This is a genomic window from Mycobacterium sp. TY815, from assembly GCF_030755135.1.
Classification (GTDB): Bacteria; Actinomycetota; Actinomycetes; order Mycobacteriales; family Mycobacteriaceae; genus Mycobacterium.
This window is the reverse complement of sequence record NZ_JAUFRX010000003.1, coordinates 55,252-77,511: the sequence shown is the minus strand read 5'-3', so window position 1 is coordinate 77,511 and position 22,260 is coordinate 55,252. Positions and strand designations below refer to the sequence as shown.

At 67.8% G+C, this 22,260-nt stretch carries 19 protein-coding genes; 15 read left to right on the top strand and 4 right to left on the bottom strand.

Annotation, left to right across the window (positions count from 1 at the left end; all coding sequences use genetic code 11):
- Positions 1–32 precede the first annotated feature (32 nt).
- Complete coding sequence (locus QXK92_RS26125; protein ID WP_306246629.1) at positions 33–482, top strand: nitroreductase family deazaflavin-dependent oxidoreductase; 450 nt, start codon at positions 33–35, stop codon at positions 480–482.
- Between the two features lie 79 nt (positions 483–561).
- Here QXK92_RS26125 and QXK92_RS26120 read toward each other — a convergent pair whose 3' ends face one another.
- Complete coding sequence (locus QXK92_RS26120; RefSeq protein ID WP_306246627.1) at positions 562–852, bottom strand: WhiB family transcriptional regulator; 291 nt, start codon at positions 850–852, stop codon at positions 562–564.
- Positions 853–1,299: 447 nt separating this feature from the next.
- Between QXK92_RS26120 and QXK92_RS26115 the strand changes: the two genes are divergently transcribed.
- From QXK92_RS26115 to QXK92_RS26060, 12 genes are all read left to right on the top strand, one after another.
- A complete protein-coding gene (locus QXK92_RS26115; RefSeq protein WP_306246625.1) occupies positions 1,300–2,388 on the top strand; it encodes an FHA domain-containing protein in 1,089 nt (362 codons plus the stop codon).
- Positions 2,389–2,617: 229 nt separating this feature from the next.
- Positions 2,618–3,916, top strand: a complete 1,299-nt coding sequence (locus QXK92_RS26110; RefSeq protein ID WP_306246622.1) for an EspA/EspE family type VII secretion system effector — start codon at positions 2,618–2,620, stop codon at positions 3,914–3,916.
- An 89-nt stretch (positions 3,917–4,005) separates the two neighbouring features.
- Positions 4,006–4,317: an ESX-1 secretion-associated protein gene (locus QXK92_RS26105; RefSeq protein ID WP_306246620.1), complete on the top strand. Its 312-nt coding sequence runs from the start codon at positions 4,006–4,008 to the stop codon at positions 4,315–4,317.
- Between the two features lie 2 nt (positions 4,318–4,319).
- On the top strand, positions 4,320–5,174 hold the full coding sequence (locus QXK92_RS26100) for an ESX secretion-associated protein EspG (protein ID WP_306246618.1): 855 nt from the start codon (positions 4,320–4,322) through the stop codon (positions 5,172–5,174).
- A 58-nt stretch (positions 5,175–5,232) separates the two neighbouring features.
- The gene (locus QXK92_RS26095; protein ID WP_306246616.1) at positions 5,233–5,787 is read left to right on the top strand and encodes a DUF2694 domain-containing protein; all 555 of its coding nucleotides are present in this window, start codon (positions 5,233–5,235) and stop codon (positions 5,785–5,787) included.
- On the top strand, positions 5,784–7,505 hold the full coding sequence (gene eccA, locus QXK92_RS26090; RefSeq protein WP_306246614.1) for a type VII secretion AAA-ATPase EccA: 1,722 nt from the start codon (positions 5,784–5,786) through the stop codon (positions 7,503–7,505). The genes QXK92_RS26095 and eccA overlap by 4 nt, the downstream gene beginning before the upstream one ends.
- 3 nt (positions 7,506–7,508) lie before the next feature.
- A complete protein-coding gene (eccB, locus tag QXK92_RS26085; RefSeq protein ID WP_306246612.1) occupies positions 7,509–8,954 on the top strand; it encodes a type VII secretion protein EccB in 1,446 nt (481 codons plus the stop codon).
- Between the two features lie 13 nt (positions 8,955–8,967).
- Entirely contained in the window at positions 8,968–11,232 is a 2,265-nt protein-coding gene (gene eccCa, locus QXK92_RS26080) for a type VII secretion protein EccCa (protein ID WP_306246610.1), read from the top strand.
- Positions 11,229–12,983 (top strand): type VII secretion protein EccCb, encoded by a 1,755-nt coding sequence (gene eccCb, locus QXK92_RS26075; RefSeq protein ID WP_306246609.1) that lies wholly within the window; start codon positions 11,229–11,231, stop codon positions 12,981–12,983. Before eccCa ends, eccCb begins: the two co-directional genes overlap by 4 nt.
- 234 nt (positions 12,984–13,217) lie before the next feature.
- Positions 13,218–14,312 (top strand): PPE family protein, encoded by a 1,095-nt coding sequence (locus tag QXK92_RS26070; protein WP_306246607.1) that lies wholly within the window; start codon positions 13,218–13,220, stop codon positions 14,310–14,312.
- Between the two features lie 91 nt (positions 14,313–14,403).
- Positions 14,404–14,706, top strand: a complete 303-nt coding sequence (locus QXK92_RS26065; protein WP_055581190.1) for a WXG100 family type VII secretion target — start codon at positions 14,404–14,406, stop codon at positions 14,704–14,706.
- 43 nt (positions 14,707–14,749) lie between these two features.
- Complete coding sequence (locus QXK92_RS26060; protein ID WP_055581191.1) at positions 14,750–15,037, top strand: WXG100 family type VII secretion target; 288 nt, start codon at positions 14,750–14,752, stop codon at positions 15,035–15,037.
- Positions 15,038–15,164: 127 nt separating this feature from the next.
- Here QXK92_RS26060 and QXK92_RS26055 read toward each other — a convergent pair whose 3' ends face one another.
- Entirely contained in the window at positions 15,165–15,902 is a 738-nt protein-coding gene (locus tag QXK92_RS26055; protein WP_306246605.1) for a hypothetical protein, read from the bottom strand.
- Here QXK92_RS26055 and QXK92_RS34155 point away from each other — a divergent pair.
- A complete protein-coding gene (locus QXK92_RS34155) occupies positions 15,817–17,472 on the top strand; it encodes an AAA family ATPase (protein WP_371934600.1) in 1,656 nt (551 codons plus the stop codon). The two genes, QXK92_RS26055 and QXK92_RS34155, sit on opposite strands and share 86 nt — an antisense overlap.
- Complete coding sequence (gene eccD, locus QXK92_RS26045) at positions 17,469–19,004, top strand: type VII secretion integral membrane protein EccD (RefSeq protein WP_306246601.1); 1,536 nt, start codon at positions 17,469–17,471, stop codon at positions 19,002–19,004. The genes QXK92_RS34155 and eccD overlap by 4 nt, the downstream gene beginning before the upstream one ends.
- On the opposite strand, the gene QXK92_RS26040 is transcribed toward eccD, so the two are convergent.
- Both QXK92_RS26040 and QXK92_RS26035 read right to left on the bottom strand, forming a co-directional pair.
- Positions 19,001–19,825 carry a hypothetical protein gene (locus tag QXK92_RS26040; RefSeq protein ID WP_306246599.1) on the bottom strand — a complete coding sequence of 275 codons (825 nt, stop codon included), beginning with the start codon at positions 19,823–19,825 and terminating at the stop codon, positions 19,001–19,003. The two genes, eccD and QXK92_RS26040, sit on opposite strands and share 4 nt — an antisense overlap.
- 50 nt (positions 19,826–19,875) lie before the next feature.
- Complete coding sequence (locus QXK92_RS26035) at positions 19,876–22,176, bottom strand: secretion protein EspK (RefSeq protein WP_306246597.1); 2,301 nt, start codon at positions 22,174–22,176, stop codon at positions 19,876–19,878.
- Positions 22,177–22,260: the final 84 nt, after the last annotated feature.

Below are 22,260 nucleotides of genomic sequence, written 5' to 3'. Positions count from 1 at the left end.
GCGCACGCACGTCATTGCTCAGAGGAGTCCCCATGAACGATCCGCGCCCGCCCCGGTATCTCAAGCCGATGAACGCGTTGATGAAGGCCGTACAGAAGCTCGGCATACCGACCGGGCCCGCGATGGTGTTGACCGTGCCGGGCCGCCGATCGGGGCAGCCGCGCAGTACCCCGATGACGCCGTTCCACGTCCGCGGCGCTCTCTACGTGGTCGCCGGGTATCCCGGCGCGGACTGGGCGGCCAACGCCCGGGCGGCCGGCACCGGCACGCTGGCACGCGGACGCCGCCGTCGACAGGTCCGGATCGTGGAGCTGAACTCAGACGACGCCCGTCCGGTCCTCCGCGAGTTCCCCGCCAAGGTTCCCGTCGGCGTGGCGTTCGCGAAGCGGTCCGGGCTGGTACGCAACGGCACTGCCGCGGAGTTCGAAGCCCTGGCCGGCCGGCTGGCCGTGTTCCGGTTCGACCCTGTGGAGCAGACGTAGGCCCGCAACGCATACGGCGCGAGAAATCGCCCGGATTTCTCGCGCCGTATCTGCCGTATATGCGGTCGTCGGATGGCGGTCACGCCGACTGAGCAGTCACCCGCTCGCGCACTGCGAAACCGTTGCGCTCGGCCAGCGACCGCAGTTGCGCCAGCGCGAAGGCGCGCGGGCGGCCGGAGTCGGGGATGACCACACCGGCCCAAAGTCCTTCGGCGCCAGGCGATTCCACGGCCTCTTTGGCGCACAGCCAACGGCGCGGGCAGGCCCGGCACAACGTCTTGGCCTCGTCGTCGGGGGTCGTCGTCCAACGGTCGGGGTCTTGGGTGCACACGCCCAACTGCGGGACCTCGTAAAGAGTTGTTGCGGTCATGTCTTTGCATTCCTCCATAAAGCGTTGCGCGTTCTGCCCCTCTGTTGCAGAAGGCTAGCGCACCAACCGTCGCAGTGCAACAGTTCATTCTGCAGCATTTCCGCCACGGTGCTACGGCTTTGGAGCGGAACAGGCGAGCTTACTGATCGAACCTGCGATTACCAGGGGTTATACCCTGTCAATCAGCTGTGCGTAGCCTGCTGATCAGCTGGTTCCGTTCACAGCATTTCAACAAAATGTTCTCAGCGGCACCCACTGGCGCTATGGTTAACCGTAGCGGTAAGACGGTTTGATGGCCCAGACCCCGTCCGGGCAGCTCGGCGCGAAAGCGTAGCGAAGGTATAGCAATGGAAGGGTGCAACGGTTACGATGTTGGTCAGCGAAAGGTGTGCTGCACGGCCCGCCGCGCTGCCCGCCCCGACAACCGCGAGCGAGGATTGCACCCAGATGCCCAACGCCGAATCGACTGTGGGGCCGGCTGCGCTGGCCGCATTCAGCGGCGGTGCGACCGCACCCGGGTGCAGCATCACGGACATGGGCCGCCGCAGGCGATCCACGTGGCCGGCCAATGACCAGCAGGCCACCGGGGTAGACCTGCGAGCTGTGACGAAGGACGGAATGTGGCGCTTTCCCGATGAGCGCGTCGACGACTGCGAGAGCGGTATGTTCGTCGTCGGACTGCGCGAGAGCCCGTCCGTCAGCGACAAGAAAAACGTCCCGTTCGGCGATCCCACTGGAGGCAAGGCGTTGACGTTCGAAGTCGTCAGGCCGACGAATCCGCCTGAAGAGCCCCGTCAGGACGACCAGACCGGTGACGCCGACCCAGGAGTGATCCGGGCCGGCGCCGCCGCCGCGGCACGCCGTCGCGAACTCGACATCAGCCAGCGCAGCCTTGCCGCCGACGGCATCATCAACGCGGGCGCGCTCATCTCTTTCGAGAAGGGCCGCAGCTGGCCCCGGGAGCGGACCCGCGCCAAGCTCGAGGAAGTACTGCAGTGGCCGGCCGGCACGATCGCCCGGATCCGCGAAGGTGACACCGTCGCCAGCCAGCCGGCTCCCGCGCCGGCCGCCGACCCGATCACCGAGGCTCCCTCGGCCACCGACGGCCCGGCGTCGCTGATCGCCCAGGCCGTGGCCGCCGCCGTCGACACCTGCAGTCTGGCCATCGCGGCCCTGCCCTCCCCCGAGGATCCGGAGTTCACCGAACGGGCGGCACCGATCCTGGCCGACCTGCGCCAGCTCGAGGCGATCGCCGTTCAGGCGACGCGGATCAGCCGGATCACCCCGGAACTGATCAAGGCGATGGGCTCGGTGCGGCGGTACCACGACAAATTGATGACGCTGGGGGCCACGGCCCCGGGCGCGACGCTGGCGCAACGGTTATATGCCGCGCGCCGGCGTGCCAATCTCTCCACGCTGGAAACTGCACAGGCGGCCGGCGTCACCGAGGAAATGATCGTCAAAGCGGAAGCCGAAGAAGTCTTGCCGGCCGAAATCGCCGAAGCGATCGAAGCGCTGATAAGTCAGATCAATTGACATGGAACCCGGGCGCAATCACACGCCGGGGCTGATCGTCCGGGGAAGGCTCGCGCCACCCCGTAATTCCGCTGTGAAGTTGACTGTGCCGTGCGCTCGAAAAGGCCACGCGCACTCGAAAATTCGTGCATCGAGCCCTGTCAGAGCGCTGCTAAGCTCAACATACGGTGCGAAGGTGCATAAAGAAATGACCGTGCACACCAACAAGCCAACGTAAGGAACCACTCAAATGTCGGGTAGCGCGATGTGCAAGACCACCAGCAACTTCATCTACGCCCAGTTGTTTTTGCTGGGTGAAGGCATTCCCGACCCAGGCGACATTTTCAATGCCGGCTCCTCATTGTTCAAAGGTGTCGCCGACAAGATCGGCCTCGCAATTCCGGGCACCAACTGGATCGGCCAGGCAGCGGACGCCTATTTGAATCAGAATGCCGCGCAGCAACTGCGCGCGAAGTTGATGGGCGACATCGACGACCTGACCGGCAACCTGATCTCCAACCAGGCCGAGCACGTGTCGGACACCCGCGACGTGTTGCGCGCGATGAAGAACATGGTCGACGGCTGCTACAAGGCCTGCAAGAAGCTGGAGAAGGTGTGGCTGATCGGCGACGCCCTCTCGGTGGCCATCGCCATCCCCTGCTGCGCGCTCGCGATGGCCGTCACCGGCGGCGCGCTGCTGTACCTGACGATCATGACCGCGATGAACGCGGCCAGCATGATCGGATTGGGCGGACGCCTGCTCGACATCCTCACAAACCTGCCGGCTCTCGCGGGCCTGATCCCCGGGATCATCGACGGCATCATCGACACCATCTGGCCGCCGAAGCTGCCCGACATCCCGATCCCCGGCTTCCCCAGCATTCCGGGCCTGCCCGAATTCACCTGGCCCCCGACCCCGGGCCTGCCGGACTTCAACCTGCCGATCCCCGGCCTCCCCGACTTCCAGTGGCCGTCGATCCCCGGGCTGCCGGACTTCGGCGGGATCCTTCCTTCGTTCCCCGACTTCGGCGGCGGCCTCCTCCCGGGCTTCCCCGGACTTCCCGGCTTCCCCAGCATCCCCGGGTTCGGCGGGGGCGGCGGCCTGATACCCGGCTTCCCCACGCTGCCCGGGATGCCCAGCGTCCCGAACCTGTTCCCCGGACTCCCCAGTCTCGGCGATCTGTTCCCCGGTGTCGGCAACCTGGGCAAGCTACCCACCTGGACCGAATTGGCCGCTCTGCCGGACTTTTTGGGTGGGTTCGCCGGCGTGCCGGCACTGAGCTTCAGCAACCTGCTCAACTTCGCGCAGCTGCCCGGCGTCGGCCAGATCACCTCGACGATGGGCCAATTGCAGCAGCTCATGGCGGTCGGGGGCGGACCAGGACAAATGGGCAGCATGGCCGGCCAACAGGCCCAGATGATCTCGTCGCAGGTCCAACAGGGCGGTCAGAAGGACGATGACGGTGCGGCAGCCGGATCCGATGGCGAGCGCGCACCGGTCCAGGCGGGAGCCGGTGGCCAACAGGGCCAGCAGGGCACCGTCCTGTAATTGCAAACAGTCGGCCACTAAACGGCCAAACCCATAGCAAGCCAAAGCCATAGCGAGTAAAAAGTTAAGCGTAGAGGAGGGTCTACCCCATGTCCGGAATTCTGGAAGTCGTTCCTTCATTCCTGAAGGTGCTGTCAGGCATGCAAACCGAGATAGCCGGCCAGTTCGGAACCGCGACCAATACCGTCAACGGGATCAGCGGCAAGGTCTCGATGACCCATGGCTCGTTCACGTCCAAATTCAACAATGCGCTCCGCGACGTGGAGACCGGCCGCAGCAACACCGGCAAGGGTGTGCAAGGAGTGAGCAACGGCCTGGCAACCAACCTCGTCCAGGCCGCAACTGCATACCTCAACTCCGACCAGGGGCTTGGCGGCATCATCGACAAGATCTTCGGCTGATCGTGTCCGGTCCGCTGGCTTCCGGTCGCGCGGGCTTCGCGGGCCCGGCCGACGACGTCGTAGGCGTCGAGGTCACCATCGACGGCATGCTGGTGATCGCCGACCGGTTGCACCTGGTGGATTTCCCGGTCGCCCTTGGGATCCGCCCCAACATTCCGCAGGAGGACCTGCGCGACATCGTGTGGGAACAGGTTCAGCGCGACCTCACCGCACAGGGCGTTCTCGACCACAACGGGCAACCGCACCCCGGGGTCGCGAAGATGGTCGAGACGATCAGCCGGGCGGACCGGACCTTGGAATGCCGGTGGTGGCGCCGTGACAGGGGCGGCGACGCCGGTGGCCTGATGGTGCGATTTGTGGTGTGCCGCAAGGACGATACGCATGTGGTCGCAGCACGCGACGACGACATGCTGGTGCTGCAACTGGTGGCGCCGCAGATCGGGCTGGCCGGAATGGTGACCACCGTGCTGGGTTCGGCCGAACCGGCCGGCGTCGAACCGCTCACCGGTGTCGCGAGCGAATTGGCCGAATGCACGACGGCCGCGCAGCTCGCCCGGCACGGGGTCTCGCCCACCCAGGCGCGCATCTACACCGAGATCGTCAGCGACCCGACGGGCTGGGTGGAGATCATTGCGACCCAGCGCCATCCCGGCGGGACCACCACGCACACCTCGGCCGCCGCAGGCGTTCTGGACTCCAAGCACGGTCGGCTGGTCTCGCTGCCGCGTCGGGTCGGCGGCGAGCTGTACGGCAGCTTCCTTCCGGGTACGCAACAGAATCTGCAGCGCGCTCTCGACGCCTTGCTGGAGCTGCTGCCCGCCGGCTCCTGGCTCGATCACGCCCAGGCCTCGGCCTGACGGCGTCCGACTTCCGAAAACGACCGACAGACTTCCGAAACGAGAAAGGGACCCGACAGTGGAACTGCCCGGGAACGACTATGACAGCGACGATCTCGCTGCGCTGGATTTCTCCGGCGGCGGCACCGACGTCGAGGAGTCGGCTCTTGATGCGCTGGGTGACTATGCGCCCCCGGCCCAATCGGATGACGCCGGAACGGGGCTCGACGCGCTCGACGGACTGACGGAGCAGGACGAAGACGAAGAACTGGCGCTGTTCACCGTGACCAACCCGCAGGGGTCGGTGTCGGTAACCGCGCTCATGGACGGCCGGGTGCAGAACATCACCGTGACCGACAAGGCTTCCAGCATGTCCGAAACTGCGCTCGCCGAGGAGATTTTCATCATCGCCGACCTGGCCCGGCAGAAGGCGCGGGCCGCTCAGCACACCCTGATGGTCGAGACCATGAGCGAGATCACCGGCGACAACAACCAGCAGAGTGCGCTGCTGCACGAGTTCGTCGAAAGCACGCTGCACCTGCCCACCCCGGAAGAGGCGGCGGCACGGGAGGCCGAGGTGTTCGCCACCCGGTACGAAGTGGACTACACCGCCCGCTACAACGGTGATAAATGACTGATCGCCTGGCCGGTCTGTTCGACAGTGCCGTCGGCATGCTGCCGTTGTCCGAGGCACGGTCGCTCGACCTGTTCACCGAGATCACGAATTACGACGAAGCGGCGTGCGACGCCTGGGTCGGCCGGATCCGCTGTGGCGACACCGACCGGGTGACACTCTTCCGCGCCTGGTATTCACGGCGCAATTTCGGACAACTCTCCGGCGCCGCCCAGATATCGATGAGCACGCTCAACGCGCGGGTTCCCATCGGCGGAATCTACGGCGACATTACTTACCCGATCACCTCGCCCCTGGCGGTGACCATGGGCTTCGCGTCATCGGAAGCGGCTCAGGGCAATTACTCCGACGCGCTGGAAGCGATCGACGCGAGTGCGGTGTCGGGCTCAGAGCATCTGGTGTCGTGGATGCGGGCGGTGATCTACGGCGCCGCCGAGCGCTGGACCGACGTGATCGATGAGGTCAAGGGGGCCTCGAAGTGGCCGGACAAGTTCCTCACCGGTGCCGCCGGCGTTGCGCACGGCGTCGCCGCCGCCAACCTCGGCCTGTTCACCGAAGCGGAACGCCGGCTCACCGAAGCCAACGACTCACCGGCCGGTGAAGCGTGCGCCCGGGCGATCGCCTGGTTCCTGGCGATGGCGCGGCGCAGCCAGGGCAACGAGGATGCCGCCGTCGCGCTGCTGGAGTGGTTGCAGACCACCCACCCGGAACCGAAAGTGTCTGCTGCACTCAAGGATCCGTCGTACCGGCTGAAGACGACGACGGCCGAGCAGATCGCCTCCCGGTCGGACCCGTGGGATCCGGGCAGCGTGGTGACCGACAACTCCGCGCGCGACCGGTTGCTCGAGGAGGCTCAAGCCGAACTGGAGCGCCAGATCGGGCTCAGCCGGGTCAAGACGCAGATCGAGCGTTACCGGGCGGCCACGCTGATGGCACGCGTTCGCGCCGCCAAGGGCATGAAGGTCGCCCAGCCCAGCAAGCACATGATCTTCACCGGGCCGCCCGGGACCGGCAAGACCACAATCGCCCGCGTGGTGGCCAACATCCTGGCCGGGCTCGGCGTCATCTCCGAGCCGAAACTGGTCGAGACCTCGCGGAAGGATTTCGTCGCCGAGTACGAGGGTCAGTCGGCGGTCAAGACCGCCAAGACCATCGACCAGGCCCTCGGGGGAGTGCTGTTCATCGACGAGGCGTACGCGCTGGTGCAGGAGCGGGACGGCCGCACCGACCCGTTCGGCCAGGAGGCGATGGACACGCTGCTGGCCCGGATGGAGAACGACCGCGACCGGCTGGTGGTGATCATCGCCGGCTACAGCAACGACATCGACCGGCTGCTGGAGACCAACGAGGGCCTGCGTTCGCGCTTCGCCACCCGCATCGAGTTCGACACCTACAGCCCCGAGGAAATCCTCGAAATCGCTAAAGTCATTGCGGCTGCCAATGATTCGACGCTGAGCCCGCAGGCCGCCGACGAGGTGCTGGAAGCCGCCAAGGTGCTGCACGACCGGACGCTGCGCGGCCGGCCGGCCCTCGACATCGCCGGAAACGGCCGCTACGCGCGGCAATTGGTGGAGGCCGCCGAGCAGTGCCGCGATATGCGTTTGGCTCAGGGTCTCGACATCGAGGCTCTCGACGTGGACCGTCTACAGGAGATCAACGGCACGGACATGGCCGAGGCGATCGCCGCGGTCCATGCACACCTCAACATGAGAGAGTGACACATGGGGCTTCGCCTGACCACCAAGGTTCAGGTTAGCGGCTGGCGCTTCCTGCTTCGCCGAGTCGAACATGCCATCGTGCGGCGCGACACCCGCATGTTCGACGATCCCCTGCAGTTCTACAGCCGCTCGGTGTGGCTCGGTGTGGTCATCGCCGTGATCATCCTGGCCGGTGCGGGGTTGCTCGCGTTCTTCAAGCCGCAAGGCAAACTCGGTGGCACCACCCTGCTGACCGATCGCGCGACCAACGAGCTCTACGTCATCATCTCCGGGCAACTGCACCCCGTCTACAACCTGACATCCGCACGGCTGGTGCTGGGCAGCCCGTCGAGCCCGGCGACCGTCAAGTCCTCCGAGCTGAGCAAGCTGCCGCTGGGCCAGACTCTCGGCATTCCCGGTGCGCCCTACGCGACTCCGGTGTCCGGTGGCAGTACCTCGGTCTGGACGTTGTGCGACACCGTCTCCCGGGCCGACACCGCATCGCCGGCGATACAGACCTCGGTGATCGCCATGCCGCTGCAGATCGACTCCTCGATCGACCCGGTCGATTCGAATGAGGCGATGCTGGCGACCTATCAGGGCCAGGACTGGATAGTCACCGAAAAGGGCCGCCACTCAATCGATCTCACCGATCGCGCGCTCACCTCGGCGATGGGTATTCCCGTCACCGCCAAGCCGGTGCCCATCTCCGAGGGCATGTTCAACGCACTGCCCAGCCAAGGGAACTGGCAGCTGCCACCGATACCGTTCGCCGGCGCGCCCAACAACCTCGGTTTGTCCGACGATCTGGTGATCGGCTCGGTGTTCCAGATCCACACCGAGAAGGGTCCGCAGTATTACGTGGTGTTGCCCGACGGGATCGCCATGGTGAACTCGACCACCGCGGCGGCGCTGCGCGCCACCCAATCTCACGGTCTGGTCGCGCCGCCGGCGGTAGTACCGAGCGTGGTGGTGCGGATACCGGAACGGGTGTACCCCTCGCCGCTTCCGAACGATCAGTTGAAGATCCTGGCCCGGCCGGACGAACCCACACTGTGCTGGAGCTGGGATCGCGCGGCCGGTGACCAGGCACCCAAGACCACCGTGTTGTCCGGGCGGCATCTTCCGATCCCGGCGACACAGATGAGCAACGGAATCAAGCAGATTCAGGGCACCGCAACGATCTACATCGACGGCGGCAAGTTCGTGCAGCTGCAGTCCCCGGATCCGCGGTATGGCGAGTCGATGTACTACATCGACCCCGAGGGCGTGCGCTACGGGGTACCGAATGCCGAGGCGGCCAAGGCCCTCGGTCTGGGTTCACCGAAAACCGCGCCCTGGGAGATCATCCGGCTGCTCGTGGACGGGCCGGTGCTCTCGAAGGAGGCGGCGATGCTCGAGCACGAGACGTTGCCCGCGGATCCGACTCCCCGGAAAGTTCCGGGCGGCACCCCGGGGGCACCCCAGTGATGGCGGAAAGATCATGACGACCAAGAAGTTCACCCCGACGATCACGCGCGGTCCTCGGCTCACCCCGGGCGAGATCAGCCTGACGCCACCCGATGACCTCGGCATCGACATCCCGCCGTCGGGCGTGCAGAAAGCACTGCCCTATGTGATGGGCGGTGCGATGGTCGGCATGATCGCGATCATGCTCGCCGGCGGCACCAAGCAGCTGTCGCCCTACATGCTGATGATGCCGCTGATGATGGTCGTGATGATGGTCGGCGGTATGGCCGGCGGCACCGGTGGTGGCGGCAAGAAGGTCCCCGAGATCAACGCCGACCGTAAGGAGTACCTGCGCTACCTGGCCGGGTTGCGCGGGCGGGTGACATCGTCGGCCACCTCGCAGGTGGCGTTCTTCAGTTACCACGCACCGCATCCGGACGATCTGCTGTCGATCGTCGGCACGCAGCGGCAGTGGTCGCGTCCGGCCAACAGCGACTTCTACGCGGCCACCCGCATCGGGATCGGCGATCAGCCGGCCGTCGACCGATTGCTCAAACCCGCCGTCGGTGGCGAACTGGCGGCTTCGACCGCGGCACCGCAGCCGTACCTGGAACCGGTCAGCCACATGTGGGTGGTCAAGTTCCTGCGCACCCACGGCCTCATCCATGACTGCCCGAAACTGCTTCAGCTGCGTACCTTTCCGACGATCGCGCTCGGCGGGCACCGGCCGAACGCCGATCGGATGCTGGCGGCGATGATCTGTCATCTCGCGGTCTTCCATCCGCCGGACCTGCTGCAGATCCGGGTGCTCACCGAGGACCCGGACGACCCCGAGTGGTCCTGGCTCAAATGGCTTCCGCACGTTCAGCATCAGACCGAGACCGACGCCGCGGGACCGGTGCGGATGATCTACACCCGGCCGGACGGTCTGGCCGACCTGGCCGCCCGCGGACCGCACGCGCCCGACACCCTGCCCACCGGCCCCTACGTCGTCGTGGTCGACCTCACCGGGGGCAAGGCGGGATTCCCGCCCGACGGCCGCGCGGGCGTCACGGTGATCACCCTGGGCAACCACCGCGGTTCGGCCTACCGCATCCGCGCCAACGAGGACGGGTCCGCCGAAGACCGGCTGCCCGGTCAGCAGTTCCGGCTCGTGACCTCGACCGCCGACAGCATGACGCCGCTGGAAGCCACCCGCGTCGCCCGCAAACTGGCCGGCTGGTCGATCACCGGCACGATCCTGGACAAGACCCAGCGGGTGCAGAAGAAGGTCGTCACCGAGTGGCACCAGATGGTCGGTGCCAAGAGCGTCGAGGAGATCGTCCCCAGCCGCTGGCGGATGTACACCGACACCGACCGGGACCGGCTCCGGATCCCGTTCGGCCACGAACTCAAGACCGGCAACGTCATGTACCTCGACATCAAGGAGGGTGCGGAGTTCGGCGCCGGGCCGCACGGCATGCTGATCGGCACCACGGGGTCGGGCAAGTCGGAGTTCCTGCGCACGCTGATCCTGTCCCTGGTCGCGATGACGCACCCGGATCAGGTCAACCTTCTGCTCACCGACTTCAAGGGCGGGTCGACGTTCCTGGGCATGGAGAAGCTGCCGCATACCGCGGCCGTGGTCACCAACATGGCCGAGGAGGCCGAGCTGGTCAGCCGGATGGGTGAGGTGCTCACCGGAGAGCTCGACCGGCGTCAGAACATCTTGCGCCAGGCGGGCATGCAGGTCGGCGCTGCCGGTGCCCTCTCCGGCGTCGCCGAGTACGAGAAGTACCGCGAGCGTGGTGCCGACTTGGCCCCATTACCAACACTTTTCGTGGTGGTCGACGAGTTCGCCGAGTTGTTGCAGAGCCACCCGGACTTCATCGGGCTGTTCGACCGGATCTGCCGGGTGGGCCGGTCGCTGCGGGTGCACCTGCTGCTGGCCACCCAGTCGCTGCAAACCGGCGGCGCCCGCATCGACAAGCTCGAACCCAACCTCACCTATCGAATCGCGCTGCGCACCACCAGCTCTCACGAGTCCAAGGCGGTGATCGGAACGCCCGAGGCGCAGTACATCACCAATAAGGAAAGTGGCGTCGGGTTCCTGCGGGTCGGCATGGAGGACCCGGTCAAGTTCAGCACCTTCTACATCGGTGGCCCGTACATCCCGCCGGCCAGCGCCGAGACCAACGGCGACGGCAGCAAGCGCAGCGCCCAGGCCGTCAAGCAATCCGTCAAGATTCATCAATTCACCGCAGCTCCGGTGATCGAGCCGGTGACGCCCCCCGTCGGTGAGGAGGTCGTGACGACATGACCGACACTGAAGTTCGCGCCCTGCGTGAGGTGGTGCTCGACCAGCTGGGCACCGGCGAATCGCGGGCCTACAAGATGTGGCTACCCCCGCTATCCGACCCGACGCCGCTCAACGAGCTCGTCGCGCGCGACCGGCGCCAGCCACTGCGGTTTCCGCTCGGAATCATGGACGAGCCGCGCCGGCACCTCCAGGACGTGTGGGGCGTCGACGTATCCGGAGCGGGCGGCAACATCGCCATCGGCGGTGCCCCCCAGACCGGGAAGTCGACGCTGCTGCAGACACTGATCATGTCGGCGGCGGCCACCCACTCGCCGCGCAACGTGCAGTTTTACTGCATCGACCTCGGCGGCGGCGGCCTGATCTATCTGGAGAACCTGCCGCACGTCGGCGGCATCGCCAACCGCTCCGAGCCCGACAAGGTCCAGCGGGTAGTCGCCGAAATGCAGACGGTGATGCGGCAGCGCGAGCAGATGTTCAAAGAGCACCGGGTGGGCTCGATGGCGATGTACCGCCAGCTGCGCGACGATCCCAACCAACCCGTGGCGGCCGATCCCTATGGCGACGTCTTCCTGATCATCGACGGGTGGCCCGGCTTCGTCAGCGAGTTCAGTGACCTCGAGGGCGCGGTGCAGGACCTCGCCGCCCAGGGTCTGGCCTTCGGAGTGCACGTCATCATCGCCACGCCGCGATGGACGGAACTGAAGTCACGCATCAGGGACTATCTGGGCACCAAGATCGAGTTCCGACTCGGCGACGTGAACGAAACCCAGATCGACCGGATCACCCGGGAGATCCCGGCGAACCGTCCCGGCCGGGCGGTCTCGATGGAGAAGCACCACCTGATGATCGGCGTGCCAAGGTTCGACGGCGTGCACAGCACCGACAATCTGGTGGAAGCGATCACGGCCGGGGTCAACCACATCGCATCTCAGACCACGGAGAAGGCTCCGCCGGTGCGGGTGCTGCCCGAGCGCATTCATCTGTACGAACTCGACCCGAACCCGCCCGGCCCCGACGCGGACTACCGCACGCGCTGGGAGATCCCGATCGGGCTGCGCGAGACGGATCTGACGCCGGCCCACGCCCACATGCACTCCAACCCGCACCTGCTGATCTTCGGGGCGGCCAAATCCGGCAAGACCACCATCGCGCACGCCGTCGCGCGCGCCATCTGCGCCCGCAACAGTCCCGACCAGGTGCGGTTCATGCTGGCCGACTACCGCTCCGGCTTGCTGGACGCCGTCCCGCAAAGCCACCTGCTGCAGGCCGGTGCGATCAACCGCAACAGTCAGAGCCTGGACGAGGCCGTGCAGGCGCTGGCCGTCAATCTGAAAAAGCGGCTGCCGCCCCCTGATCTGACGACCGCACAATTGCGCTCGCGTTCGTGGTGGAGCGGATTTGACGTCGTGCTTCTGGTCGACGACTGGCACATGATTGTCGGCGCCGCGAGCGGCATGCCACCAATGGCGGCACTTGCGCCGCTATTGCCGGCCGCGGCGGATATCGGATTGCACATCATTGTCACCTGTCAGATGAGCCAGGCGTACAAGGCGACGATGGACAAGTTCGTCGGCGCCGCCTTCGGGTCCGGCGCACCGACGCTGTTCCTCTCCGGAGAGAAGCAGGAGTTCCCGTCCAGTGAGTTCAAGGTAAAGCGCCGGCCCCCTGGCCAGGCATTTCTCGTGTCCCCCGATGGGAAGGAGGTCATCCAGGCGCCGTACATCGAGCCCCCTGACGAGCTCCCAGAATAAGTGCACGGACCACCCCCAACCCCCGGTTAGGATTATTTCAACGCAAGTTCGGGAGCCAGTTCGGGAGCTGAGGAATCAAGCCCCAGGGGGACGCTAGCCACCGGCTTTATCCCGGCTATAAACGGCGAAGTTTAGGCCCGGAAGACAAATGCATCGGGCATAACAGAACAAATGGAATTTCGGCGTTTCCCGTCCCGGAGTAAACACCGAACAGGAACCAGAGGGGAGTTGATCATGTTTTGGCACGCCATGCCACCGGAGCTGAATACCGCGCGGCTGATGGCCGGAGCTGGTCCCGCTCCCATGCTGGCCGCTGCCATGGGTTGGCAGGCGCTCGCGGCGGCTCTGGACGCCCAGGCGGTCGAGCTGACCGCACGCCTGAATTCGCTGGGCGAAGCCTGGACCGGTGGCAGCAGCGACAAGGCGATCTCCAACGCCCTGCCGATGGTGACCTGGCTGCAGACGACCTCGACCCAGGCCAAGACCCGGGGCCTGCAGGCCGCGGCGCAAGCCGCCGCCTACACCCAGGCCATGGCGACCACGCCGTCGCTGCCCGAGATCGCGATGAACCACGTCACCACCGCGGTGCTGACGGCCACCAACTTTTTCGGCATCAACACGATCCCGATCGCGATGAACGAGATCGACTACTTCGTCCGCATGTGGACACAGGCCGCCGTCGCGATGGACATCTACCAGGCCGAGACGCTGGCCAACACGATGTTCGACAAGATCGAGCCGATGGCGTCCATCCTCGATCCGGGGATGAGCCAGGGCATGTCGTCGACCCAGATGCTGGCGATGCCGAGCAGCCTCACGTCGAGCCAGCTGCAGGCGACGGCAGGGCAGGTCGCCGAACTCAGCGGCCCTATGCAGCAACTCGCCCAGCCGGCGCAGCAGATGACCTCGATGTTCAGCCAGATGGGCGGCAGCTCGGGTGGCCCCAGCGCCGGACTCGGCGAGGACGAGGCTCAACTCGGCCTGGTCGGCGCCAGCCCGCTGTCCAACCACCCGCTGGCGGGCGGTTCCGGTGCGAGCGTGGGCGCAGGACTGCTGCGCGGCGAGGCGCTGCCGGGTGCGGGCGGCACATTGGCCCGCACTCCGCTGATGACCGGCCTGATCGACAAGCCCGTCGGCCCCGCGATGATGCCGGCGGCAGCCGCCGGCGAGTCGGCGACCGGTGGCGCTGCCCCGGTGGGCGCGGGCGCCATGGGCCAGGGTGCCTCCGGCGGTGGCAGCTCCCGACCGGGCCTGGCGGCCCCGGCGCCGGTCTCCCAGGAACGCGACGAACCAGAAGAAGACCTGTGGGACGACGAGGACGAATGGTGAGAGTCCCACGGCCACAACAGACTTCCCGGCCAACCGGGCCGGAAGACTTGCCAACCACGGCGAGGAATGGAAAGAGAGAAAGTAGTCCAGCATGGCAGAGATGAAGACTGATGCCGCTGCCCTCGCGCAAGAGGCAGGTAACTTCGAGCGAATCTCGAGTGATCTGAAGACTCAGATCGACCAGATCGAGTCGACCGCGGGTTCGCTGCAGGGTCAGTGGCGCGGTGTCGCCGGTCAGGCCGCCCAGGCCGCCGTCGTGCGCTTCCAGGAAGCCGCCAACAAGCAGAAGGCTGAGCTCGACGAGATTTCCACCAACATCCGTCAGGCCGGCGTTCAGTACCAGCGTGCCGACGAGGAGCAGCAGCAGGCGCTGTCCTCGCAAATGGGCTTCTGACAATAAATCCCCCCACCGACCACCAGAAAAACGGAGCAAAGACATGACAGAACAGCAGTGGAATTTCGCGGGCATCGAGGCCGCGGCCAGCACCATCCAGGGAAACGTCTCCAGCATCCACTCCCTGCTCGACGAGGGTAAGCAGTCGCTGACCAAGCTCGCCGCGGCGTGGGGCGGTAGCGGTTCGGAGTCCTACCAGGCCGTTCAGCAGAAGTGGGATGGCACCGCTCAGGAGCTCAACAACTCCCTGCAGAACCTGGCCCGGACGATCAGCGAAGCCAGCCAGGCCATGCAGTCGACCGAGGGCAGCGTGACCGGATTGTTCGCATAAGAAGCCGCTCTATACGCGTAGAATCTCGAAGCACGAGATTGGGCGAGTTCAACCCATTCGGGGGATCTCGCCCCTTCTCGTGCTTCCCTCATTTGGCGAGCTTCTGAGAGGTTCTCATGCCAGCCGACTATGACAAGCTCTTTCGGCCCGCTGAGGATTTCGACTCGCCGGACGACGACGCCGGGCAAAGTTTCTTCGACCCGAATGCGGCATTTGCCGCACCGCCTGCCGGCAATGGCGACACCGGGGCTCCGGCCGCTTGGTCGCCGCCGATCCCCCCGCCCGCGGCCGCGGTAGACGCTCCCCTACCCCCCAACCTGCCTCCGATGCCGATCGGCGCGCCGCCCCCTGCGCCGCCCCCTGCGCCGCCCCCTCCGCCGCCCGAGCCCCCACGGGTCGAGGCCGAACCTCCGCAGGCGGCGGCGGCCGCGTCAGCCGGACCGGCTGGCGCGGGCCCCAAATCCCCACTGCCACCGATGCCCATCGGCGGACCACCGCCGCCGCCACCGCCCGCACTGCCCGAGTTCACCCCAGAGCCGCCGCCGGTCGCGCCCCCGGTCGCAGCCGAACCCAAACCCGAACCGGAACCGGTGCCCGAGCCGGCACCCGAGCCGGCCCGGCCTCCGATGCCTGTGGGCGGACCACCACCCGCCCCACCGCAACCCCCAACGGCGCCAACCGAACCCGCGCCACCCCCGCCCCCGATGCCCATCAGCGGACCACCACCGGCGTCACCAGAACCGCCCGCACCACCCGAACCCGAACAGGCTCGGCCCCCGATGCCTGTCGGCGGACCACCACCCGCGCCACCGCAACCCCCAACGGCGCCAACCGAACCCGCGCCACCCCGGCCCCCGATGCCCATCGGCGGACCACCACCCGCCCCACCAGAACCGCCCGAAGCCCCTCCGGCGCCGCCTAAGCCGCCGCCGCCCGAGCCGGCGCCGCCGCACGCACCTCATGCAGCGGCCCCACCACTGCCGCGCGACCGTTCTTCCGGCCCGATGCCGGTCAACGGATCGCCCCCGCCCCGCGAAGCCCCGCCCCGCGAAGCCGCACCGCCCGACACCGGCCGCCGGGTTCGGTTGTCGGCACCGCCACCGCAACCACCGCCGCCCGCGCCGGTCGAGCCGCAGTCCGAGCCGGCTCCGCCTTCCCCACGCCGGCGCCACCGCTATCTGCCCGACCCGGACTCGGGAGAAGCCGATCCCCAAGCGGGCACCTACTTCCGGGTCCCAATGCCGCCCACAGCCCAACCGGCGCCCGGGCAGGCACCGACGGGACAACCACCACGCTCGCAGGGCGGCAGGCGACGAGCCCCGTCCGGCCCGATTCCCGTGCGGCCCCGGCCGGCATCGGCGGCGGAATCACCGTCGGCCCCGCCTGCCCCCGGCCCGCCTGCCCCCGGGCCGCGGCCCGGCCCCGCGCCGCGAGCGACCCCCGCCCCGCGGCCGGCCCCGGCCTCGGTGCGAGCCCCGGCCCCGGCTCCAGAGCAGCCACCGCCTGCACCGGCCGCCGCACCCCAACCGGTGCCGGTGCCGCCGAAGGCCGCCAAACGCGTGCCGCAGCGGGGTTGGCGCGGCGCCCTCTACAAACTGACCAGGATCAACGCCGGCTTGTCCCGCGACGAGAAGTACGAGCAAGAGCTGCGTGCCCGCGTCATGCGGAAGGCGCGCGGCTCCTACCAGATCGGCATGCTCGGGCTCAAAGGCGGCGTCGGCAAGACCACGACGACGGTGACCCTGGGCACCATGCTGGCGCAGGTGCGCGGCGACCGAATCCTCGTCCTCGACGCCGATCCCGGTTGCGGCAACCTCGCCGAGCGCGCGGGTCGCACGTCACCGTCGTCCATTGCGGACCTGGTGGCCGACGAAAATCTGTCGCACTACAACGACGTCCGGGCACACACCAGCGTCAACGCGCACAATCTGGAGATCCTGCCGACCGCCGAGTACACCACCGCCCAGCGTGGTCTCAGCGGCGACGACCTGCGGTTCGCGGTCGACACGGTGTCAAAGTTCTACAACCTGGTGCTGGCCGACTGCGGGCCCGGTCTGTTCGACCCGGTGACGCGGGGCGTGCTGGAGACCGCGTCGGCGATCGTCATCGTCACCAACGTGTCGCTCGACAGTGCGCGCCAAGCCGAGAGCGCCCTGGAATGGCTGCGGCACAACGGCTACCAGGACCTGCTGAGCCGGGTCGCGGTGGTGATCAATCACGTCGCGGTTGGTGAAACCAACGTCGCGGAGAAGCAGTTGGTGAGACAGTTCCAACAGCTGGTCCAACCGAACCGGGTTGTGCTGCTGCCCTGGGACAAGCACATCGCGGAGGGTACCGAGATTCAGCTCGACCGGCTCGACCCCGTCTATCAGCGGCGGGTGCTCGAGTTGGCCGCGGCTTTGTCCGACGATTTTGAAAGGGCTGGACGACGTTGAGCGCACCTGCCGTTGCTGCCGGCTCTACCGCCACGGGGGCTGCCCCCGCCCGGCCCGCCACCACACGGGTCACGATTCTCACCGGTAAGCGGATGACCGACCTGGTGCTTCCGGCGGCGACGCCGATGGGCATCTACATCGACGAGACCGTGTCCGTGCTGGCCGACCTGCTCGAGGACACGCCGGCCGACGTGCTGGCCGGATTCGACTTCAACGCGCAGGGGGTCTGGACCTTCGCTCGGCCCGGCTCGCCGCCGCTCAAGCTCGACCAGTCCCTCGACGAGGCCGGCGTGGTCGACGGATCGTTGCTGACGCTGGTGTCGACGAGCCGCACCGAGCGGTACCGGCCGCTGGTCGAGGACGTCATCGACGCGATCGCGGTACTCGACGAATCCCCGGAATTCGACCGGTCGGCGGTCGATCGCTTCATCGCCGTCGCGATCCCGGTGCTGGCGCTGCCCCTCACCGCCATCGCGATGCGGGCCTGGTGGATCACCGGGCGTCACTGGTACTGGCCGGTGGCCATGGCGGTAGTCGCGGTCTGCATCCTGATCGCCTCGTTCGTGGCGAAGCGGTTCTACCAGCGACCCGAACTCTCCGAATGCCTGCTGATCGCGGCGTATCCCGTGCTGGCCGCCGCGGCGGCCATCGCGGTGCCGTTGCCGCGGGGGACCACGTCGCTCGGGGCTGCGCAGCTTGCCGCGGCAGCGACGGCGGTGCTGTTCCTGACGCTCGCCATCCGCGGCGGTCCGCGCCAACGCCACGAGGTCGCGTCGTTCGTCGTCATCGCGATGATCGCGGTGATCGGCGCTGCGGTGGCCACCGGCTACGGCTACCGGGAATGGGTGCCGGCGGGGGCCATCGCGTTGGGCCTGTTCGTCATCACCACCGCGGCCAAACTGACCGTCGCTGTCGCCCGCATCGCGCTGCCCCCGATTCCGGTGCCCGGCGAGACCGTCGACAACGAGGAACTGCTCGACCCGGTGACCGCCGACGAGGCCACCAACGACGAGACCCCGACCTGGCAGGCCATCATCGCGTCGGTGCCGGCATCGGCGGCGCGGCTGACCGAGCGCAGCAAGCTGGCCAAGCAACTCCTGATCGGCTATGTGACGGCGGGCGCGGTGATCCTGGCCACCGGAGCGATCGCGGTCGTCGTGCACGGACACTTCTTCGTGCACAGCCTGGTGGTGGCGGGTCTGCTGACCGTGCTCTGCGGCTTCCGGTCGCGCCTTTACGTCGACCGTTGGTGTGCCTGGGCGTTGCTGGCGGCGACCGTCGCGATCCCGACCGGTCTGACCGTCCGGCTCAGCCTGTGGTACCCGAATTGGGCGTGGCTCATCGTGGCCGGCTACCTCGTCCTGGCCGTCATCGCGCTGACCATCGCCAGCGCCATGGCACCGATCCGCCGGCTGTCACCGGTGATGAAGCGCATCTCGGAGCTGATCGACGGGGCAGTGGTCGCCTCGATCATCCCCTTGCTGCTGTGGATCACCGGTGTCTACGACATGGTGCGCAACCTGCGGTTCTAGATCGGCGCCGCGACCGAGCCGGCCGGCGGCGTGCCGCCACCCGCGCTCGCGACCGGAGCGCTCACCAACGTGGTCTTGCCCGCTGCGGCGCCGTCCGCCGATTGCGCGTCCGCGCCGTCCTTGGCCCCGTCGTCCTTGGCGTCGTCTTTGTTCTCGTCGTCGGCGGGCTTGGTGTCACTGGCGAGCTGAGCCGAACTGCCGCCGCTCTGGCCCGCCTGCGAGACCGCTTGCTGGATGCTCTGACCGACCTGCTGCCCCATCGGGGCCATCTGCTGCGCCATCGGCGCCAGCTGCACCAACTGCGGAATGGTCGCGGCGACCTGCGGGGACAGCGCTTCGGCCTGCGCCCCGATCGTCGCGCCGACCTGCGACACCGCACCGCCGGACGCGGCACCCATCAGTTGCTGCGCCGCGGCCGCCGGACCGCCGGCCATCGCGGCGGCCGCACCCGCGCCGGCGCCCGCGCCGAGCAGTCCGCTGGACTGGCTGGTCATGGCTCCCATCACGCTGTCGCTCAGCGACTGGCCGTCGGAGGCGAAACCGTACTGCGCCAGTGCCTGGCCCAACGACTGATCGGCCCGGGTGTAGATGTCGGCCGCGGTGCTCATGCTGGACGCGGTGCGCTTCAGGGAGGCGGTGACGCCGGGCAGTCCCTCGCTGACCAGCGATTCGATGCCGGGCATGGTCTGGCCGATCGCGGCCGACATCGCGTCGGATCCCGGCACGGTCATGGGTGCCGGCGGCGCGGGAAAGACGAGTTCGCCGAGTTTGCTCGCGGCAGCGATCAGGCGGGCGGGATCAACGGCCAGCGGTTCAGCCATCGCAGCGTCCCTTCTCTTGAATCGGAAATCTCATCGCCGGCCGGGGCCCGTCAGGGTGTCTCGGTCAGCGCACTGTCGAGCAGCGCGGCCACGTAGCGCCAGTACAGGAACTCGATGACGGCCGGACGTTGCGCCTCGGGATCCGCCGCCGCGTAAGCCTGGTGCAGCGCCAGGTCCCGGCAGTGGGCGGCGTAGGCATGGAAGGCCCGCAGGTGCGCCACCTCGCGGCCGGTGGCCGTGCTGGTCATCGGCTTCATCAGGTCGAACCAGAGCATGTGTCGCTCGTCGTCGGGTGTCTTGGCGTCCGCCGGCGCGGGCGGCAGCAGGTCCAGCAGATGCAGGTCATCGGTCTCCTGCAGCTGGGCCGCGGCCGAGGGGTCGACCACCTCCAGTCGCGGCCGGCCGACCATCTTGCCACTCTCCGGGATGTCGTCCTCCTCGAGGATGACCTTGGCCGCACCCACGTCGGTGTTCGCCAGCTGCTCTGCGGTGCCGATCACCGCACGCAGCTTGAGGTCGTGAAACGCCGCCCAGCCCTGAATCGCCATCGCCGGATACGTTGCGCTGCGGGCTTTTTCGTCGATCGGGACGTTACGGTCGGCGCTGGCCAGGTGCACCTTGGCGGGCAGCTCGACGCCCTCCGGGATGTAGGCCAGGCCGTAGCTGTTGGCCACCACGATCTCGCCGTCGGTGGTCACCGCGGTGACCCAGAAGAATCCGTAGTCGTCGTCGCCACCGCTGTCGCGGGCATTGAGCGCGGCGGCGACGCGCCGGGCCAGCCGCAGCGGGTCCTTCTTGGCGCCGCGCGCCGAGGCGGCGGCGACCGCGTCCTTTGCGGCCCGGGCCGCCGACACCGGGACGGACGGCAGGGCCGTCACGTCGTCGGCCGGCGGCGTCTTGTCCTTCTCTTTGTCGTCGTGGCGCTGGGGCGGAGCCGGCCGCGCCGGAGCCGAGGTACGGGCCGAAGCCGCGCGGGGTGTGGGCCCGGTCGGGGCCCGGCCGGCGGCGCCCAGCGGCGCCCGCCCGCCGGCAGCACGTGTGCCGGCGCCGGAAGCGGCCGCCGAACCGGCCGAGGGAGCGGCCCCCGAGGAGGCGGTGCCCATTCCCATGCCGGTGGACGAACCGCGCCCGGCGGCGGCGGGGATACCGGTGGCCGCCGCCGGCGCCATGGCCGGCGATGAGTCGTCACCGCGGTGCGACGGTCCGGACCCGGCCGCCTGCCCGGGTTGTGCCGGGGCGTCGACCGCCGCCGCCGGAGCGACGTGGGGGCTGTCGGTCCCCGGGGTGGACGGCGTCGAGGGCGTGCCCGGATCGGTCGGCAACATTGGCTGGTCGGGCGACGGAGGTCCGCCGGGCGTGGGAGCCGGGGCGGGCCCCGGCGCCGGGGTGACGCCCGGAGTCGGGTTCGACGGGGATGGCGCGGGAGCGGGCGCCGGGGCAGGTCCCGGGGTGACGGGCTTGGCCGGCTTGTCGTCGGGATTGGGCTTGACCGGGGTGACCGGGGTGACCGGGGTGACCGGCGTGGACGGGTTGACCGGCGTCACCGGTATGGACGGGTTGAGCGGCGGAACGGGCGTGACGGGGGTCGTCGGGTTCGCCGGGTTCACCGGCGTGCTCGGGTTCAGCGGGTCGTACGGGTTGGCCGGCACCGGCTCGAACGGTCTGGGTGTCACCGGGGTGACGGGTGTACCGGGGTTGAGCGGGTTGTACGGGTTGGCCGGCACCGGCTGGAACGGCGTGGGAGCCGGGCCGCCGGGAGTCGGCGTGCCCGGCGTCGGCACCACCAGGGTCGGCACCTCCGGAGTGGGCGGCGTCACCCGGTTCAGCAGGTCTTGGAGCGCATTGTGCGGGGGTTTCCAATTCTTGGATTCCAGCACCTGTTCGGCGGCTTCGGCGATCAAACTGGCATTGGCCTGTTGGGCCGACCGCACCAGCGAATTGATTGCGTTCTGCCGCTCTTCTGGCTCCAGCTCGGTGTCATTTTCCAGGATGGTGATTTCCCGATGCGCGCCGTCGACATTGTTGCCAATTTCGGATTTCGCCTGCGCTATCAAATTGGCGATGTGCTGGTGCCAGGTGATGACGGTCGCCAGATAGTCCTGCAGTGTGCTCATTTCGGTGAGATTGGTGCCGAGCGCGCCGTTGGCCGCACTCGCGGCGCCGCCGGACCAGACGCCCCCATGAAAGACCTCGACCTGCTGGTGCCGGGCGGCGTCGATGACGTCGGTGACCTTGTGCAGCATTCCGTTGAAGGCCTGGGCACGGTCGTAGAAGGCGTCCTCATCGGCCTCGGGCCAGCCGCCCTCCAGCATCTGACCGGCATATTCGCCTGTCGGTCGTGGAATGCCCATCGCCTACTCTCCTCCAACGGCAGCCGGGTCGCATCTGCCGGTCAACTATCTGATTACCAAGCCTAACCGAGGTGAATGCCTGCC